Source organism: Micromonospora sp. NBC_00860 (genome assembly GCF_045207375.1).
Lineage (GTDB): Bacteria > Actinomycetota > Actinomycetes > Mycobacteriales > Micromonosporaceae > Micromonospora > Micromonospora vinacea.
The window spans coordinates 5,219,170-5,236,950 of record NZ_CP108825.1 but is presented as its reverse complement, the minus strand read 5'-3'; the positions used below and the strand labels follow the sequence as shown (position 1 = coordinate 5,236,950).

Below are 17,781 nucleotides of genomic sequence, written 5' to 3'. Positions count from 1 at the left end.
CGCTGTGACTCCGGAGCAGGTCGCGGCCGCCAGTAAGCCCGTCGTGCTCGACCTGGGCGACGCCTTCAGCCGGGACCCGACCACGTTGCGCCGGGCCCGACTGCTGGGCATCTCCGGCTGGGCCTTCTACATCAGCGGCCGGGCCGGTGCGCTCGGCGGTGTGCGGGCCGAGACGGCCGCCGCCGCCCTCGGGTTCATCGCCCCGGACGCGGTCGCCGACGGCTGGGACGCCGCCGCCCGGGTCGTCCCACCGTTCGAGGTGGCCGCCGCGAGCCTCGCCGAATGCTGCCGATGGGGCGCCCAGCAGCTCGGCCCCCTGCCCGGCACCGAGCGCCTGTCGGCGCTCGTCGAGCGGGCCGTGGTGGCGGCGGAGGCCAGCGGGATGCCGCTCTTCGCCGCGTGGCGGGCCATGCCGCTTCCGGACCTCTCGCCCGGGGCCCGCAGCGCCGCCGGGCTGCGGCTGCTCCGGGAACACTTCACCGGCGCCTACCTGTTGGCGGTTCGCGCCGCCGGGATGACCCCGCTGGAGGCCGTGCTGGCCGGGCCGGAGGGCGAGGCCGGGGCGGTGGCCTGCGGCTGGCAGCCGCCGTATCCGCCGATCGGGCCGCTGGTGCGCCGCCGACTGTGGGCGGAGGCGGTGACCAACCGGTTGGCCGCGCCGGCGTTCACGGCCCTCGGTCCCGCCGACGGCGCGGAATTGGTGGAGCTGCTGCACCGCACCCGCGTCGAGCTCGGCTGAGCCTCCCGCCGCAGAAAGCTGAGCTTCCCGCCGGCCAGAAAATGGGCGGCGGCCGAGCGGATCGGCTGCCAGGATGTCCTGCCGTGACCCTTCCCGCTGGTTGGACGACGCGCCGGCCCACCCTCGACGACGTGCCGGCGATCCTCGCGGTGGTGCACGCCGCCGACACCTTCGCCATCGGCCATCCCGACTTCGACGCCGAGGATGTCGCGGCGTCGCTGACCGCCCCCCACTTCGACAGGACCCGGGACTCCTGGCTGGCCATCGACCCGGACGACACAGTTGTCGGCTGGGCGACGGTGGACAACCCGACCGGTGTGGGCCGGGAATTCGTGGAGGTCTACGTCGATCCGGTACGGGCCGCCGCCGTCCGCGCGCCGTTGCTGGTCCGCCAACTCGACCGGGTCGCCGAGCGCGCCGCCGAGCGGGGGCTGCCGTCGCTCACCGTCCGCTGCGCGGTCTTCGCCCCGGAACGTGACTGGGAACGCGCCCTGCGCGGGCTCGGGTTTGCCCTCGTCAAGCGGTACGTCCGGATGAGCCGGCCGTTGGACGACCTGCCCGACGAGCCGGCCGGGCCGTCGGACGTGACGGTGCGGCCGGTCCGCCCTGACGACGAGGCCGACCTGGTGGAGTTCCACCGGATCTACGAGGCCGCCTTCGGCGACACCCCGGACCACGAGCCGCTGTCGTACGAGCGGTGGCGTGCCCGGATCGGCGACCTGACCGCCTGGGACGAGTGGTTCGTCGCCGAGGTGGACGGGGTGACGGTCGGCGCGTTGCAGTCCTCGGATCAGGCGCTCGACCAGCAGTCCGGCTGGGTGAAGAGCCTGTCGGTGCTGTCCGCGTACCGGCGTCGGGGGGTGGGTGCGGCGCTGCTGCGCCGCGCCTTCGCCCGCTACGCCGAGAAGGGTCGGCGGGCGGCCGGCCTGGGCGTCGACCTCACCAACCCGACCGCCCCGCTGTCGCTCTACCGGGCGGTGGGCCTGCGGGAGACCCAGTGGACCGACATGTACGAACTTGCCGTTCCGGCGGCCGGTGTGTGATTGACGACCCCGGTCCTCCCCGACCGACGCTCCGGTCGACGGCGGTAGCAGACTGGGGGCGTGCGATACGCGCTGCTACGCCGACGCGGTGCCGGTGGGGCGGGCCCGCAGTTCGGTGACGTAGTCGTCCGGGGCGCCCGCCTTCTCGGCGGCGCTCGCGATCTCCGACAGGTACCACGAGGTCGGCAGGCCACCCTCGTAGCCGTTGAAGACGTAGATCCACGCGGTCACGTCGCCGTCGAGGGTGGAGACCCGCACGTGCAGCTTGCGGTACGTGCCGGCAGTCACCCCCTCGAGTTCGTCGAGCTGGCCCGCGTCGTACGGGTGGATGTCGTAGAGCGCCACGAAGACCCGGTCACCGGGGGATTCGACAAGGGTGCTCACCGCACCCTCCCAGCCGATCACGTCCGCCCCGGCGAAGGTCAGCCGCCAGCCCTCCAGCCAGCCGGTGCCCACCATCGGCGAATGCGGACAGTAGGCGCGCATCCGGGCAGGGTCGAGATTTGAGCCGTAGGCGGCGTGATGACGCACGGCGATGACGATAGCCCGGCCGACGGGTGGGGGAGAATACGACAGTGCGTGTCGAATGCGCTCGGGAGAAGAAAGTCACTGTGAGCATGGACGAAGGGCGAACGCTGTGAGCCGGATCGTGATCATCGGTGGGGGGCCGGCCGGGTACGAGGCGGCTCTGGTCGCCGCCCAGCTGGACGCCGATGTCACAGTGGTGGAGGCCGACGGTGCTGGCGGCGCCTGCGTGCTCTCCGACTGCGTGCCGTCGAAGACCTTCATCGCCAGCTCCGGGGTGGTCACCGGATACCGCGACACCGAGGAGTTCGGGGTGCACTCGGACGGCCTGGAGGCGGTCACCGTCGACGCCCGGGCGGTGCACGGGCGGGTCAAGCGGTTGGCCCTGGCGCAGTCCGCGGACATCCACGCCAAGCTGCTGAAGGCGGGGGTCACCTTCGTGGCCGGTACCGCCCGGCTCGGCGAGGACTCTCTCGGGCACACCCACCGGGTCGTCGTCACCCCCGCCGACGGCGGCGAGGAGTACTCGATCGACGCGTCCACCGTGCTGGTGGCCACCGGCTCGACCCCCCGCCAGCTGCCCACCGCCGTACCGGACGGTGAGCGCATCCTGACCTGGCGACAGGTGTACGACCTGCCGGAGCTGCCCGAGCACCTGATCGTGGTCGGGTCCGGTGTGACCGGCGCGGAGTTCGCCAGCGCCTACCTGGCGATGGGGGTCGAGGTGACCCTGGTCTCCAGCCGGGACCGGGTGATGCCGCACGAGGACGCCGACGCCGCCTCCGCCATCGAGCGGGTGTTCCGCAACCGGGGCATGGAGATCCTCAACAACTCCCGGGCCGACGCGGTCCGGCGTACCGCCGACGGCGTCGAGGTGGAGCTCTCCGATGGCCGCAAGGTGACCGGCTCGCACGCGCTGATCACCGTCGGTTCTATCCCGAATACCGCGAACCTGGGCCTGACCGAGTACGGGGTGGAGCTGGGCCGGGGCGGCTACCTGACCGTCGACCGGGCCTCCCGGACCAACGTGCCCGGCATCTACGCCGCCGGCGACTGCACCGGCGTGCTGCTGCTGGCCAGTGTCGCCGCCATGCAGGGCCGGATCGCCATGTGGCACGCGCTCGGCGAGGCGGTCCGCCCGCTGCGGCTGCGTACCGTCGCGGCGAACGTCTTCACCGACCCGGAGCTGGCCACCGTGGGTGTCTCGCAGGACGAGGTGGACGCGGGCAAGGTGCCGGCCCGGCAGGTGATGCTGCCGCTGTCCGGCAACGCCCGGGCCAAGATGGACGACCTCTCCGACGGTTTCGTGAAGCTGTTCTGCCGGCCGGCCAGCGGTCAGGTCATCGGCGGTGTGGTGGTCGCTCCGAAGGCCAGCGAGCTGATCCTGCCCATCACCATGGCGGTGGAGAACAACCTCACCGTCAACGAGCTGGCCCAGACGATCACCATCTACCCGAGTCTCTCCGGCTCGATAACCGAGGCGGCCCGCCAGCTCATGCTGCACGAGCTGGAGTGACGGCTGCGGCCTGTGCCGCCCGCCCCACCCCCACCCCCACCCCCACCCCGACCTCGTCGATCATGGAGTTGTGGTGGCCGTTCTACGCCGCGACGCCCTTTTTGTGAGGCACCACAACTGCATGATCGACGGGTGACGGTCGGGTTTGGATCATCGCTATCGTGGCTAGGACCGCGACCTCGGTGAGGATCAGGAGGCGTTCGGCCAGGCCGATGAGCATCCGGTCACCGGGATAGGCGGACCAGATCATCGCCGCCGCGAGGGCCAGGCTCAGCAGGACCAGGGCGCGTAGCGTCCGGGCGGCGGGCGTCAGGTCGGGTCGGCGGGCGAGCAACCAACCGGCCGCCGGCAACGCCAGGAAGGCGATCACTGAGGCGTACCGGTGCAGGTAGGCGGCGGTGGTCATTGCGGTGCCCGGCTCGTTCGTCGGCACCACGGCGGCCAGCAGCAGCCCACCCACCCATGCGCCGAGCAGCAGCTCGGCCGTTCGACCGGAGCGCGGCCGGGGTGGGCTGGCGCGGCGCAGTCCGTACAGCAACGCCACTGTGGCGAGCGCGAGCACCACCATGGCGATGTCGATGACGCCGCCCCGGTCGGAGACCGCGAAGTCGCTGATGGTCAACGCCCACGGGTTGAGGTCGTCGTTGACTTCGAGGTGGCCGATCACGGTGAGCAGCGCCGCCAGGGCGATCCCGCCCAGGGCCAGCAGGCCGGTACTCCGGGTAACAGGCATACCTCAGCCTGTCGCCGCGGACACCCCAGTCGAATCCGGGACAGCCACCGAGTTACCCCCCGCAACAACCCCTAGAGGCCGTGCCAACAACCTGCCGCGATCTTGCACGTTCGGTCGTTCGTATGCGCGGCATGCCCCAATTGCCGGGACAGTAAGTGCAAGATCGCGAAGGTGGGGGCGACACTCAGTCGATGGGGACGTCGACTGCGGCGGCGGTGGCGCGGGCGTGGCGGGCGCTGACCACTGTCATCGCCCACCCGGCCGCGGCGAAGCCGGCCGCCGCGGCGGTGGCGATGATGGCCAGCCGCCAGGCCGACTCGGTCAGTGCGGTGCCGCCCAGGTGCCCGACCAGCGCGCCGTAGGTGGCCCAGCCCAGCGCGGCGACGGCCTCGTAGAGCACGAACAGTCGGTACGGGTAGCGGCTACGCCCGGCCGAGAAGCAGGCCGCCATCCGGCCGCCGGGCACGAATCGGCAGAGCAGGATGACCAGCGGCCCGGGTTGTCGCAGCCCCTGGGTGACCCGGCTGGCCACCCTGCGGGCGCGGCTCAACTCGGCGTGCTTGGGTGGCCGTCGGTCCGGCGCGCTGCGTCCCAGCAGGTAACAGGCCAGGTCGCCGGCGAATACGCCGAGCGCGCCGACGGCGATGGTGACCGGCAGGCTGAGCCCGCCGTAGACGGTGAGCGCACCACTGGTGATCATGACGATCTGGGTGGGGATCACCGGTACGAAGGCGTCCGCGATCAGCAGAGCGAGCAGCACCAGGTACGCCCACGTCGGCGACGCGACGTCAGTCAGAAGTTCGGGCACGCCTGCCACCTCGCCGGATGCGGCCGATTGGGTGTCTTGAGCCTGACGTCGTGTCCGGCGTCACGGTGGACGGCCCCGGCCCGTCGTGACCGTCGACACGACTGGGCCACCCAGCTACAACGAGGCCGATCGTTGCCAGGTGACGGGTTCGGAGGAGGTTCCACCCGTCTGAGGCGGGCGGCAGAACGGCGTTCGGCGGCGTACCGTTGTCGGCGCGGCCACGCCCGTCGGGTCCCCCGTTCCTGACGATTCGGCCGCCAGGGCCGCCGGCGGGTCCCGCGCCGGCGGCCCACCCCTCCGCCGCAAATCCGGGTGCATTCCCGGTCGTCGCGCGGGTACGGTCGCCGTATGCGCAGCGCGGTAGTGATGACCACGACGCCGGGTGTCCCCGGCGCGCCGCTCTGACGTAACCACAGTCGACCAGGCCCCGGGGCGATCCGCCCCCGAGGGCAGCGCGCCGTTCGGAGCTGAGGTCGCCTCCGGGTCGTACCCGATCCAGGAGCCCGACATGATCGACCACCGTAGGCTCGGCCGTGAGCTGGACCTCTTCGTCTCCGACCCGCTGGCCGGTGCCGGCCTGCCGATCTGGCTGCCGGCCGGTGCCGCCGCCCGGCACGCCGTCGAGGAGTACGTCAGGGAGTTGGAGCGCCGCTCCGGCCACCAGCACGTCTACTCGCCGCCGCTGGGTAAGCGGGAACTCTTCGAACTCTCCGGCCATCTCGGTTACTTCGCCGACGACATGTTCCCGCCGATGCGGCTGAGCGCGGACGACGAGTTCGTGCTCCGGCCGGCGCTCTGCCCGCACCACGCGTTGGTCTTCCGGGCGCGGGGCCGTTCCTACCGGGAGTTGCCGTTGCGCATCGCCGAGCTGGGCGGGATGTACCGCTCGGAGCGCTCGGGCGTGCTCGGCGGGCTGTCCCGGGTCCGCGCCATCTCGCTCAACGACGCGCACACCTTCTGCGCGCCCGAGCAGGTCGGCGCGGAGGTCGTCGAGATCCTCCGGCTGATCCGTGAAGCGCACGCCGCGCTCGGCGTCCGGCCGGCCGGGTTCCGGCTGTCGCTGCGCGGGCCGGGCGAAAAGTACGTGGGCGACGACGCCCAGTGGGCCGCCGCCGAGCAGTTGCTCCGGGAGGCGCTGGCCGGGGTGGAGTACGTCGAGGCGCCGGGGGAGGCCGCCTTCTACGGCCCGAAGATCGACATTCAGATCGTTGACGCCGCCGGCCGGGAGTCGACCATCTCCACCATCCAACTGGACTTCGACAAGCCGGAACGGTTCGACCTGTCGTACACCGACTCGGACGGCAGCCGGCGTCGCCCGGTGATGGTGCACCGCAGCCTGGTCGGCAGCATGGAGCGGCTGTTCGCGTACCTCATCGAGGTGCACGAGGGGGCGTTCCCGGCCTGGTACGCGCCCGTCCAGTTGGTGCTGCTGCCTGTCGACGACGGCCAGGCCGACGCGGCGGCCGACCTGGCCCGGCGGGCGGGCGACGCCGGCCTGCGGGTGGAGGTGGACGCCGCCGGCTCGCTGGGCGCCCGGGTCCGGGACGCGGCCCACCGCCGCGTCCCGTACCTCGGGGTGTTGGGTGCCCGGGAGGTGGCCGACGGGCGCCTCGCGCTGCGTCTGCGCGGCGGCCGCGCCCTGGCCCCGATGCCCGCCGACGCCGCGCTCGCCCTGATCGGCGGGCAGGTCGCCGCCCGGGCGACCGACCTGTTGCCGTCGGACTGACCCGCCCACCGATCGTCTCGCGCGCACGGCCGCCCGACCTCAGACCGACGCCGGTTGGGCGGCCGGTTCCTCGTCGACCACCGCTCCGGTGAACTGTGAGCGGTAGAGCCGGTGGTACGCGCCCTGGGCGGCGAGCAACTGCTCGTGGGTGCCCTGCTCGACGATCCGACCGTTCTCCATCATGAGGATCAGGTCGGCGTCGCGGATGGTGGAGAGCCGGTGGGCGATGACGAAGCTGGTCCGGTCCGAGCGCAGCGCGGCCATCGCCCGTTGCAGCAGTACCTCGGTGCGGGTGTCCACCGAACTGGTGGCCTCGTCGAGGATCAGCAGCGACGGCTCGGCGAGGAACGCGCGCGCGATGGTGATGAGCTGCTTCTCACCGGCGCTGACGTTGCTGCCCTCCTCGTCGATGACCGTGTCGTAGCCGTCCGGCAGGCTGCGCACGAACCGGTCCACGAAGGTGGCCTGGGCCGCGGCGAGGATCTCCTCCTCGGTGGCGTCCGGCCGCCCGTAGGCGATGTTGTCCCGGATGGTGCCGCCGAAAAGCCAGGTGTCCTGGAGCACCATGCCGATCCGGCCGCGCAGGTCGTCGCGGCGCATCGTGGTGATGTCCACCCCGTCGAGCGTGATCCGGCCGGCGTCCAGCTCGTAGAACCGCATCACCAGGTTGACCAGCGTGGTCTTGCCGGCGCCGGTCGGGCCGACGATGGCCACCGTGTGCCCGGGCTCGGCTACCAGCGACAGGTCGTCGATCAGGGGCTTGTCCGGCTCGTAGCGGAACGAGACGTGCTCGAACTCGACCCGACCGTGTGGGTCGGTGACCCGGGCCGGCGCGACCGGGTCGGGGGTCTGCTCGTCCGCGTCGAGCACCGCGAAGACCCGCTCGGCCGAGGCCACCCCGGACTGGAGGAGGTTCGCCATCGAGGCGAGTTGGGTGAGCGGCTGGGTGAACTGGCGGGAGTACTGGATGAACGCCTGCACGTCACCGAGGCTCATCGTGCCGGAGGCGACCCGCAGCCCACCGACCACGGCGATCGCCACGTAGCTCAGGTTTCCGATGAACATCATCGACGGCATGATGATTCCGGAGATGAACTGCGCCCCGAAGCTGGCCCGGAACAACTCCTCGTTCTTCGCGTGGAAGGCGGCCTCGACCTCACGCTGCCGGCCGAAGACCTTCACCAGCTCGTGACCGGTGTACGCCTCCTCGATCTGGCCGTTCAACTCGCCCGTGTGTGTCCACTGGGCGATGAACTGCTTCTGTGAGCGCTTGGCGATGCGCTGGGTGACCAGCACCGACAACGGCACCGCGACCAGGGCCACCAGGGCCAGCACCGGCGAGATCCAGAACATCACGGCCAGCACGCCGACGACTGTCAGCAGCGAGGTGAGCAGCTGGCTGAGGGTCTGCTGGAGGCTTGTGGAGATGTTGTCGATGTCGTTGGTGACCCGGCTGAGCAGCTCACCGCGCGGTTGCCTGTCGAAGTAGGGCAGCGGCAGCCGGTTGAGCTTCTCCTCCACCTCGGCGCGCAGCCGCAGCACTGTGCGCTGGACCACGCCGTTGAGCAGCCAGCCCTGCCACCAGGACAGCAGGCTCGCCGCCAGGTAGAGCCCGAGCGCCAGCAGCAGCACCCGACTCAGGGCGCTGAAGTCGATGCCCACCCCGGGCACCACGTCCATCCGGGCCAGCATGTCGGCGAAGCTGTCGTTGCCGCTGGCCCGGGCCGCCGCGACGGCCTGTTCGGCGGTGGTGCCGGCGGGCAGTTGCCGACCGATCACCCCGCTGAAGATCAGGTCGGTGGCGTGGCCGAGGATCTTCGGCCCGGCCACGCTGAACCCGACGCTCACCACCGCGAGGGTGATGATCGCGGCCAGGTGCAGTCGGTGCGAGCGCAGCCGGCCGAGTAGCCGCCGGGCCGAGGGCCCGAAGTTCATCGACTTCTCGGCGGGCATCCCGGCGCTCATCCATCCCGGGCCGCCGCCCTGACGGCCGGGCGGCAGCCGCTTCGGCGTCGCCGCGCCACCGCCGGTCTCCGGCGCGGCTTCCCCGCCGGGTTGCTGCGCTGTGTCATCCGGTGTCCGTCCGTCGCCGGCCGGCTTCTGACTGGGTACGGCCGCGGTGCGCGGCTCGTCACGCTCGCTCATGCCGCCACCTCCGTGGTCTGCTGCGAGGCCACGATCTCGGCGTACGTCGGGCAGGTGTCCAACAGCTCCGCATGTCGTCCCACTCCGACGACCCCTCCGTTTTCAAGAACGATGATCTGGTCGGCGTCGATGATCGTGGAGACCCGTTGGGCCACGATGACCACCGCGGACTGCGCGGTGACCGGCCGCAGTGCCGCTCTCAGCCGCGCGTCGGTGCCCAGGTCGAGGGCGGAGAACGAGTCGTCGAAGAGGTAGATCTCCGGCTGCCGGACCAGGGCGCGGGCGATGGCCAGGCGCTGCCGCTGCCCACCGGAGACGGTGGTGCCGCCCTGTGCGATCGGGGCGTTCAGCCCGCCGGGCATCTGGGCCACGAAGTCGCGGGCCTGAGCGATCTCCAGCGCTGTCCACAGTTCCTCGTCGGTGGCGTCCGGGTTGCCGTAGCGCAGGTTGCTGGCGACCGTCCCGGTGAACAGGTATGGCCGTTGCGGCACCAGGCCGATGCGTCGCCACAGCTCGTCCGGCGCCAACTCCCGCACGTCCACCCCGTCGACAAGCACCGCGCCGCCGGTGACGTCGACCAGGCGGGGAATCAGCGACAGCAGCGTCGTCTTGCCCGCGCCGGTGCTGCCGATGATCGCCGTGGTGGTACCCGGGGTCGCCCGGAAGGAGATGTCGCGCAGCACCGGCTCCACCGCGCCCGGGTACTGGAAGCGCACTCCGCGCAGCTCCAACTCGGCTCGGGTGGGCAGTTCGGTGACCGGCGCGGCGGCCGGAACCACCGAGGAGTCGGTGTCCAGCACCTCGACGATCCGCTCGGCGCAGACCGCCGCCCTCGGCACCATCATCAACATGAAGGTGGCCATCATGACCGCCATCAGGATCTGCATCAGGTACTGGAGGAACGCGGTGAGCGCGCCGACCTGGATCGCGCCGGCGTCCACCCGCTGCGCGCCGAACCAGAGCACCGCCACGCTGGAGACGTTCAGCACCAGCATGACCACCGGGAAGATCAACGCCAGCAACCGACCGGTACGCAGCGCGGTGGCGGTCAGGTCGGCGTTGGCGACGGCGAAGCGGTCCGTCTCGTACGGCTCGCGGACGAACGCGCGGACCACCCGGATGCCGGTGATCTGCTCCCGCAGCACCCGGTTGACAGTGTCGATGCGGGTCTGCATCAGCCGGAAGCCCGGCACCATCCGACGGATGATCGCGCCGAGCGCGATGGCCAGCACCGGCACGCTGACCAGCATCAGCCAGGACAGCCCGACGTCCTCGCGCAGTGCCATGAACACGCCGCCGACGCTCATGATCGGTGCGGCGACCAGCATCGTGCAGCTCATCAGCACGAGCATCTGCACCTGCTGCACGTCGTTGGTGTTGCGGGTGATCAGCGACGGTGCTCCGAACCGGGCCACCTCGCGGGCGGAGAAGCGGTTGACGTGCCCGAACAGTTCGGCACGTACGTCGCGACCGAAGCCCATCGCGACCCGGGCGCCCAGATAGACGGCGGCGATCGAACAGACGATCTGGATGAGGCTGACCAGCAGCATCCAGCCGCCGGTGCGCACGATGTAGTCGGTGTCGCCCCGGGCCACGCCCTGGTCGATGATGTCCGCGTTGAGGCTGGGCAGGTAGAGCGAGGCCATGGTGCCCACGAACTGGAGCAGCACGACCGCCAGCAACGGTCTCTGATAGGTGCGCAGTTGGCCGCGCAGGAGTCGGATCAGCACGCCGGGTCCTTCGTTTCGGTAGGGCGTCCGGTCATCCGCGGGTCGTCTCCGCTGCCGATGACCTCAAGCAGGAACTCCCGGATCACCTGGGCCTTCGCCGGGTCGGCGTCGACCGAGGTGAGGGGCCGTCCGGAGTGCATGAGCGCGCCGAGCGCGGCCACCCTCTCCCGCCCGGCGGGGGTGATGGCGAGTCGGATGCTGCGTCGGTCGTTGTCGTCGCGCTGCCGCTCGACCAGACCGTCGCGCTCGAGCGTGTCGACGATGCCGGTCAGGGTCGCCGGCCGGACGAACCCCTTCTCGGCGACCGCCCGGTGGGGTAGCTCGCCGTGGCGGGCGAGCGTCATCAGGGTGATCATGCCGGCCTGGGTGAGGCCGTGCTCCTCGGCGAGGTAACGGTTCCACCGTTGCCCCACGAGGTGCCCGGCCACCACCAGGAGCCGGCCGAGCGGCACGTCCTGGAGGGTCACGAGTTCCACGCCAGGTAGATTAGCTCCCTGATAGTCAGGGGCCAAACGAAATTGCCGCAGCGGTGGCCACGAACACGATCTGCAGAATCGTTCGCTGGGCCAGCGGGGTCACCGGATGTCCGGCGAGGGTCAGCTTCCGGCGGGCGGCCGAGACGTTGGCCGGGAACATGGCGAGCATGAGCAGGCCGAGCCCGGCCGCCGCGACCCGGGCGGTCGCCGGCACGAGGAGGCCCACCGCGCCGACCAGCTCCAGCACGCCGGTGGCGGTGACCAGCAGATCCGGCCGGGGCAGTCGGGGCGGAACCATTGCGATCAGGTCGGCGCGGCGCTGGCCGGCGAAGTGCGCGACGGCGGTCAGCGTGAACATCACTGCCAGCCCGACGCGCAGCGCGGGGTTCCAGCCGTCCAGTGCGGAGAAGCCGGCCAGGCCGGCGAGTCGGGCCAGGGCGGTGCCGACGATCAGGGCGATCAAGGGTGCCATCGAATCCTCCTCGGGGAAACTTGCCAGTGACAAGATTGCGCGTCGGAGGTGCATCTTGTCAATGGCAAGATAGGATTCGGGCATGACCGACACGCGCGCCTACCACCACGGCGACCTGCGCCGCACCCTGCTCGCCGCCGCGCTGGAGGCCATCGAGGAGGTCGGGCCCGCCGCGCTGAGCCTGCGCGACCTGGCCCGCCGGGCCGGTGTCTCGCACGCCGCGCCCGCACACCACTTCGGCGACAAGGCGGGCCTGCTCACCGCGCTCGCCGCGCAGGGCTTCGACCTGCTGGCCCAGACGTTGACCGAAGCGGATGACGACCTGTTGGAGGCCGGCGTCGCGTACGTCGACTTCGCGGTCACCCGTCGGGCGTACTTCGAGGTGATGTTCCGGCCGGAGCTCTACCGGGCCGACGACGGCGAGCTGAACGCCGCCCGGGGTCGGGCCGGCGCCGCACTCCGCTCCGGGGTTGCGGCGCTACCCACCGGCGGCGCGCCCGCCGACACCGACCGGGACGCGCTCGCGGCCTGGTCGATCGCGCACGGCTTCGCCACCCTCTGGCTGGCCGGCGCACTACCCGACCGAGTGGGCGACAACCCCCGAGAGGCAGCCCGCGCCGTCCTGCGCCGGCTGGCCACCTAACCCCTCCAGCCCTTCCCGCCCCCGACCCTCCCCCTGGCGTCGATCATGGAATGGTGGTGGGCGGTTCACCCACCACTGCACCTTTTGTGAGGCACCACAACTCCATGATCGACGCGTCGGGGCGGGGACGGGGCGCGTCGGGGCCGGGACGGTGGGTGGGTGGGTTACCAGCTGGTGGGGAGGGGCATTCCTTCGGTGAAGCCGGCGGCGCTCTGCACGCCGACGATCGCCCGCTCGTGGAACTGGGTCAGATTCCGTGCGCCGGCGTAGGTGAAGGCGCTGCGGACCCCCGCGATGATCTCGTCGATCAGGTCCTCGACACCGGGGCGGGCCGGGTCCAGGTGCATCCGGGCCGAGGAGATGCCCTCCTCGAACACCGCCTTGCGGGCCCTGTCGTACGGGCTGTCGTCGGCGGTCCGGGCGCTGACCGCCCGAGCCGAGGCCATCCCGAAGCTTTCCTTGTACCGCCGGCCGTCCGCGTCGGTGTAGAGGTCACCGGGGGACTCGTAGGTGCCGGCGAACCAGGAGCCGACCATCACGTTCGACGCGCCGGCGGCGAGCGCGAGCGCCACGTCCCGGGGGTGCCGCACTCCGCCGTCGGCCCACACGTGCCGGCCCAGTTGGCGGGCGGCGGCCGCGCAGTCGAGTACGGCGGAGAACTGCGGTCGACCCACTCCGGTCATCATCCGGGTGGTGCACATCGCGCCGGGGCCGACGCCGACCTTGATGATGTCCGCCCCCGCCTCCACCAGGTCGCGTACGCCCTCGGCGGTGACCACGTTGCCGGCCGCCACCGGCACCCCCGGGTCCAGCTTGCGGACCGCCTGGAGTGCGGAGATCATCCGTGCCTGGTGGCCGTGCGCGGTGTCCACGACCAACGTGTCCACCCCCGCCTCCAGCAGCGCAGCGGCCTTGCCTGTCACGTCACCGTTGATCCCCACGGCCGCCGCGATCCGGAGCCGGCCCCGATCGTCCACGGCCGGCGTGTAGAGGGTCGCCCGCAGCGCGCCCTGCCTGGTCAGCACCCCTACCAGCCGGCCCTCGGCGTCCACCACCGGGGCGAGCCGGCGACGGCCTGCCGAGAGCAGGTCGAACCCGGTACGCGGGTCCGCGTCCGCCGGGACGGTGTGCAGCTCGGTGGACATCACGTGCCGCAGCTGAGCGAACCGGTCCACGCCCGCGGTGTCCGCCTCGGTGACCACACCCATCGGCCGGCCGGCGTCGTCGACCACGATCACCGCACCGTGCGAGCGCTTGGGCAACAGGTGGATGGCGTCGCCCACGGTCTCGGTCGGGCCGAGCGTGATCGGCGTGTCGTAGACCAGGTGGCGCTGCTTGACCCAGGCGACGACGTTCGCCACCACCTCGATCGGAATGTCCTGCGGGATCACCGCGATGGCACCCCGGCGAGCGACCGTCTCCGCCATCCGCCGTCCGGCGACCGCTGTCATGTTCGACACCACCAACGGAATGGTGGTGCCGGTGCCGTCGCCGGTGGAGAGGTCGACGTCGAGCCGGGAGCCCAGATCGGAGCGGCCCGGCGCCATGAACACGTCGGTATAGGTCAGGTCGTGCGCGGGAGCCGCGCCGTGAAGGAACTGCACCCGGCAATCATTCCCGCTCGCGGTCGATTCCACCGCCGGTGGTCGCGGAAAACACTCGCACCGCCGTCGGTCCCGGTCCCGGCGGCGTCGTCGGTGCCCGCCGGGCGAACCGGTCAGCCCAGCAGGAGTGCCACGGCGAGCCCGCCTGGGCGCGAACCGGTCAGCCCAGCAGGAGTGCCACGGCGAGCCCGGCCATCACGACGGCGATGACCGCGTCCAGCACCCGCCAGGCCCCGGCGCGGGCGAGCAGCGGCGCGAGGCGCTGCGCGCCGACGCCGAGCGCGGTGAACCACACCACACTGGCCAGGACGGCGCCGGCGCCGAAGACCCACCGGTGTGGGTGTTGTTGGGCCACGCCGCCGAGGAGCAGCACGGTGTCCAGGTAGACGTGGGGGTTCAGGTAGGTGAAGGCGGCGCAGGCGAGCAGGGTCGCCCCCAGCGTGGCCGGCGGCCGGTCGGTGGGGAGCAGGGCGCCGGGACGCAGGGCGCGGCGGGCGGCGAGCGCCGCGTAGCAGAGCAGGAAGGCAGCGCCGCCCCAGCGGATCGCCGTCAGGAGGCCCGGTCGGCCGGTCACCAGCGAACCGACCCCGGCCACCCCCGCCATGATCAGCAGCGCGTCCGACGCGGCGCAGGTCAGCACCACTGGTACGACGTGTTCGCGTCGCAGGCCCTGGCGCAGGACGAAGGCGTTCTGGGCGCCGATGGCGACGATGAGCGCGATGGAGATCGAGAAGCCGGCGACGGCGGAGGTGAGCACGGGCTCGACGCTAGGGCTGCCGACAGTCACCAGTCCAACTAAAGATTTTGACGTAACTTAAGCTGAGCTAATGGACGGTCTCGACTCGGCGCAGCTGCGGACGCTCGCGGCGGTGGTGGCGGAGGGCAGCTTCGACGCGGCGGCCCGGCTGCTGCACGTCACGCCGTCGGCGGTCAGCCAACGGATCAAGGCGCTGGAGGAGACCGTCGGCCAGGTGCTGGTCCGCCGGGCCCGTCCGTGCGTGGCGACCGACGCCGGCCGCCCGCTGCTGCGCCTGGCCGGCCAGCTCACGCTGCTCGAACGGGAGGCGCTGGCCGACGCCCGCGGCCCGCTGGCCGGCGGTGGCCGCACCCGGGTCGCCGTGGTGGTCAACGCGGACTCGCTGGCCACCTGGTTCCCCGCCGCGCTGGCCCGGTTGCCGCAGCGGGCCGGGCTCTCGTTCGACCTGCGGCAGGACGATCAGGATCACACCGCCGAGCTGCTCCGCGACGGTTCGGTGACGGCGGCGGTGACCGCACAGCGGGAGGCAGTGCAGGGCTGCCGGGTGCTGCGGCTCGGGGCCATGCGCTACTGCGCGCTGGCCACCCCGGAATTCGCGGCATCCCACTTCGCCGGAGGACTCACCGCAGCCGCGCTGGTGAGCACCCCGCTCCTCGTCTTTGACCGGAAGGACCGGGTGCAACACCGGTTCATCCGGGCGGTGGCCGGTCGGTCGCTCGACCCGCCGGTGCACTACGTACCGTCGGTGCCGGCGTTGAGCGAGGCGATCCGGCTCGGGTTGGGCTGGAGTCTGGTGCCGGAACAGATCGCCCGGGCCGACCTGACCGCCGGCCGCTGTGTCGACCTCGCACCGGGCCGACACCTCGACGTCCCGTTGTACTGGCAGCACTGGCGGCTGGAGTCGGACGTGTTGAGCTCCCTGACCGCCGCCGTCCGAGCGGTCGCCAGCGAGACATTGCGCTGACCGCCCGCCGGGCGGGTCAGGCGATGGTGCAGATGGGAGCGCCGGCGGTGATGACGGCGCCGACCTCGGCGCTGAGACCGCTGACCGTGCCCGCCTTGTGCGCGTGCAGCGGCTGCTCCATCTTCATCGCCTCCAACACCACGACCAGGTCACCCTCGGCCACTGTGTCGCCGTCCGCCACTGCGATCTTGACGATGGTGCCCTGCATCGGTGAGGTGAGCGCGTCACCGCTGACCGGGGTGCCGGCCTTGGCGCCGCCGCGCCGGGTCGGCTTACGGGAGGCGGGTGCCGCGGTGGTCGTACTCCCGCCGAAGCCGGCGGGGAGGCTGACCTCGAGGCGCTTGCCGCCCACCTCGACCACGACGGTGTCGCGTTCGGCCGGCGCCTCGGCGGTGCCGGCGGCGGCGGTGAACGGCGGCACTGTGTTGTGGAAGTCGGTCTCGATCCACCGGGTGTGCACTGTGAACGGCTCGGCGGTGAACGCCTCGTCCCGCACCACGAGCCGGTGGAACGGCAGCGCGGTGGCCATCCCGTCGAGGACCATCTCGTCCAGCGCGCGGCGGGCGCGCTCCAGCGCCTCGGTGCGCGTCTCACCCGTGATGATCACCTTGGCGAGCAGCGAGTCGAAGTTGCCGCCGATCACGTCGCCGGCCGAGATGCCGGTGTCGACCCGCACACCCGGCCCGTTGGGCAGGCGCAGCGCGGTGACAGTGCCCGGGGCGGGCAGGAAGTTGCGGCCCGGGTCCTCACCGTTGATCCGGAACTCGATCGCGTGCCCGCGCGGCGTCGGGTCCTCGGTGATCCGCAGCTTCTCGCCGTCCGCGATCCGGAACTGCTCCCGGACCAGGTCGATGCCGGCGGTCTCCTCGGTGACCGGGTGCTCGACCTGAAGCCGGGTGTTGACCTCCAGGAAGGAGATGGTGCCGTCCATGCCGACCAGGTACTCCACGGTGCCGGCGCCGTGGTAGCCGGCCTCGCGGCAGATCGCCTTGGCGCTCTCGTGGATCTGCGCGCGTTGGGCGTCGGTGAGGAACGGCGCGGGTGCCTCCTCGACGAGCTTCTGGTGGCGTCGCTGCAACGAGCAGTCCCGGGTGCCCACCACGATCACGTTGCCGTGCTGGTCGGCGAGGACCTGAGCCTCGACGTGCCGGGGCTTGTCGAGGTACCGCTCGACGAAGCACTCGCCCCGACCGAAGGCCGCGACCGCCTCCCGGGTGGCCGACTCGAACAGCTGGGGGATCTCCTCCATGGTGCGGGCGACCTTGAGGCCGCGCCCACCGCCACCGAAGGCGGCCTTGATGGCGACCGGCAGGCCGTGGTCGACGGCGAACGCCATCACCTCGTCCGGGCTGGCCACCGGGTCCGGGGTGCCGGGGACCAGCGGCGCGCCGGCCCGCTGGGCGATGTGCCGGGCGGTGACCTTGTCGCCCAGGTCGCGGATCGCCTGCGGGGTGGGGCCGATCCAGGTCAGCCCGGCGTCGGTGACGGCCTGGGCGAAGTCGGCGTTCTCACTGAGGAAGCCATAACCCGGGTGTACGGCGTCGGCGCCGGCCCGGGCGGCGACGTCGAGCAGCTTGTCGATGCGCAGGTAGGTCTCGGTCGCGCTGTCCCCGCCGAGCGCGTACGCCTCGTCCGCGAGGGTGGCGTGCAGGGCGTCGCGGTCGGAGTCCGCGTACACGGCGACGCTGCCCAGGCCGGCGTCGCGGCACGCGCGGATCACCCGGACGGCGATCTCGCCGCGGTTGGCGATGAGTACCTTGCGCACCTTCGTGGCTCCTCCCGGGCAGGTTACTGACGGGGAGTGTATCGGCCACCCACGGCGGCCCTAACGATCGCTCAGTGTGGGATGCCGCACTGCACCCACCACGGTTTAGTCAAACTTGGCTATTACGCTTGTCGG

The 17,781-nt window shown here is 71.7% G+C and carries 16 protein-coding genes; 6 read left to right on the top strand and 10 right to left on the bottom strand.

Translation table 11 applies throughout. The features are described 5' to 3' along the window. The first annotated feature begins 4 nt into the window (after positions 1-4). On the top strand, positions 5-739 hold the full coding sequence (locus OH804_RS23985; RefSeq protein ID WP_196921026.1) for an SCO6745 family protein: 735 nt from the start codon (positions 5-7) through the stop codon (positions 737-739). 83 nt (positions 740-822) lie between these two features. Beyond that, on the top strand, positions 823-1,782 hold the full coding sequence (locus tag OH804_RS23980; protein ID WP_406059650.1) for a GNAT family N-acetyltransferase: 960 nt from the start codon (positions 823-825) through the stop codon (positions 1,780-1,782). A 75-nt stretch (positions 1,783-1,857) separates the two neighbouring features. Here the strand turns inward: OH804_RS23980 and OH804_RS23975 are convergent, their stop codons facing one another. After that, on the bottom strand, positions 1,858-2,313 hold the full coding sequence (locus OH804_RS23975; protein WP_406059648.1) for a gamma-glutamylcyclotransferase: 456 nt from the start codon (positions 2,311-2,313) through the stop codon (positions 1,858-1,860). 106 nt (positions 2,314-2,419) lie between these two features. Between OH804_RS23975 and OH804_RS23970 the strand changes: the two genes are divergently transcribed. Beyond that, complete coding sequence (locus tag OH804_RS23970; RefSeq protein ID WP_112588199.1) at positions 2,420-3,823, top strand: NAD(P)H-quinone dehydrogenase; 1,404 nt, start codon at positions 2,420-2,422, stop codon at positions 3,821-3,823. 82 nt (positions 3,824-3,905) lie between these two features. Here OH804_RS23970 and OH804_RS23965 read toward each other — a convergent pair whose 3' ends face one another. Together OH804_RS23965 and OH804_RS23960 are read right to left on the bottom strand one after the other, a co-directional pair. Further along, entirely contained in the window at positions 3,906-4,556 is a 651-nt protein-coding gene (locus OH804_RS23965; protein WP_406059645.1) for a DUF998 domain-containing protein, read from the bottom strand. A 184-nt stretch (positions 4,557-4,740) separates the two neighbouring features. After that, positions 4,741-5,364, bottom strand: a complete 624-nt coding sequence (locus OH804_RS23960; RefSeq protein WP_406059643.1) for a DedA family protein — start codon at positions 5,362-5,364, stop codon at positions 4,741-4,743. Between the two features lie 508 nt (positions 5,365-5,872). On the opposite strand from OH804_RS23960, the gene thrS reads away from it, so the two are divergent. Then, a complete protein-coding gene (gene thrS, locus OH804_RS23955; protein WP_406059641.1) occupies positions 5,873-7,090 on the top strand; it encodes a threonine--tRNA ligase in 1,218 nt (405 codons plus the stop codon). 39 nt (positions 7,091-7,129) lie between these two features. On the opposite strand, the gene OH804_RS23950 is transcribed toward thrS, so the two are convergent. From OH804_RS23950 to OH804_RS23935, 4 genes are read right to left on the bottom strand one after another with little or no spacing between them, the layout of a single operon-like run. Further along, the gene (locus OH804_RS23950; protein ID WP_406059639.1) at positions 7,130-9,235 is read right to left on the bottom strand and encodes an ABC transporter ATP-binding protein; all 2,106 of its coding nucleotides are present in this window, start codon (positions 9,233-9,235) and stop codon (positions 7,130-7,132) included. Continuing rightward, complete coding sequence (locus tag OH804_RS23945; protein ID WP_406059637.1) at positions 9,232-10,965, bottom strand: ABC transporter ATP-binding protein; 1,734 nt, start codon at positions 10,963-10,965, stop codon at positions 9,232-9,234. The genes OH804_RS23950 and OH804_RS23945 overlap by 4 nt, the downstream gene beginning before the upstream one ends. Next, positions 10,959-11,441 (bottom strand): MarR family winged helix-turn-helix transcriptional regulator, encoded by a 483-nt coding sequence (locus OH804_RS23940; RefSeq protein WP_091394443.1) that lies wholly within the window; start codon positions 11,439-11,441, stop codon positions 10,959-10,961. The genes OH804_RS23945 and OH804_RS23940 overlap by 7 nt, the downstream gene beginning before the upstream one ends. Before the next feature lie 25 nt (positions 11,442-11,466). Beyond that, entirely contained in the window at positions 11,467-11,913 is a 447-nt protein-coding gene (locus OH804_RS23935) for a DoxX family membrane protein (RefSeq protein ID WP_406059635.1), read from the bottom strand. Between the two features lie 82 nt (positions 11,914-11,995). Between OH804_RS23935 and OH804_RS23930 the strand changes: the two genes are divergently transcribed. Next, on the top strand, positions 11,996-12,556 hold the full coding sequence (locus tag OH804_RS23930; RefSeq protein ID WP_406059633.1) for a TetR/AcrR family transcriptional regulator: 561 nt from the start codon (positions 11,996-11,998) through the stop codon (positions 12,554-12,556). A gap of 164 nt (positions 12,557-12,720) precedes the next feature. On the opposite strand, the gene OH804_RS23925 is transcribed toward OH804_RS23930, so the two are convergent. Both OH804_RS23925 and OH804_RS23920 read right to left on the bottom strand, forming a co-directional pair. Beyond that, positions 12,721-14,160 (bottom strand): GuaB1 family IMP dehydrogenase-related protein, encoded by a 1,440-nt coding sequence (locus OH804_RS23925; RefSeq protein ID WP_196921034.1) that lies wholly within the window; start codon positions 14,158-14,160, stop codon positions 12,721-12,723. A 160-nt stretch (positions 14,161-14,320) separates the two neighbouring features. Continuing rightward, entirely contained in the window at positions 14,321-14,917 is a 597-nt protein-coding gene (locus OH804_RS23920) for a LysE/ArgO family amino acid transporter (RefSeq protein WP_406059631.1), read from the bottom strand. Positions 14,918-14,987: 70 nt separating this feature from the next. Between OH804_RS23920 and OH804_RS23915 the strand changes: the two genes are divergently transcribed. Then, on the top strand, positions 14,988-15,881 hold the full coding sequence (locus OH804_RS23915) for a LysR family transcriptional regulator ArgP (protein ID WP_406059629.1): 894 nt from the start codon (positions 14,988-14,990) through the stop codon (positions 15,879-15,881). 16 nt (positions 15,882-15,897) lie between these two features. Here OH804_RS23915 and OH804_RS23910 read toward each other — a convergent pair whose 3' ends face one another. Continuing rightward, a complete protein-coding gene (locus OH804_RS23910; protein WP_196921037.1) occupies positions 15,898-17,646 on the bottom strand; it encodes a biotin carboxylase N-terminal domain-containing protein in 1,749 nt (582 codons plus the stop codon). Positions 17,647-17,781: the final 135 nt, after the last annotated feature.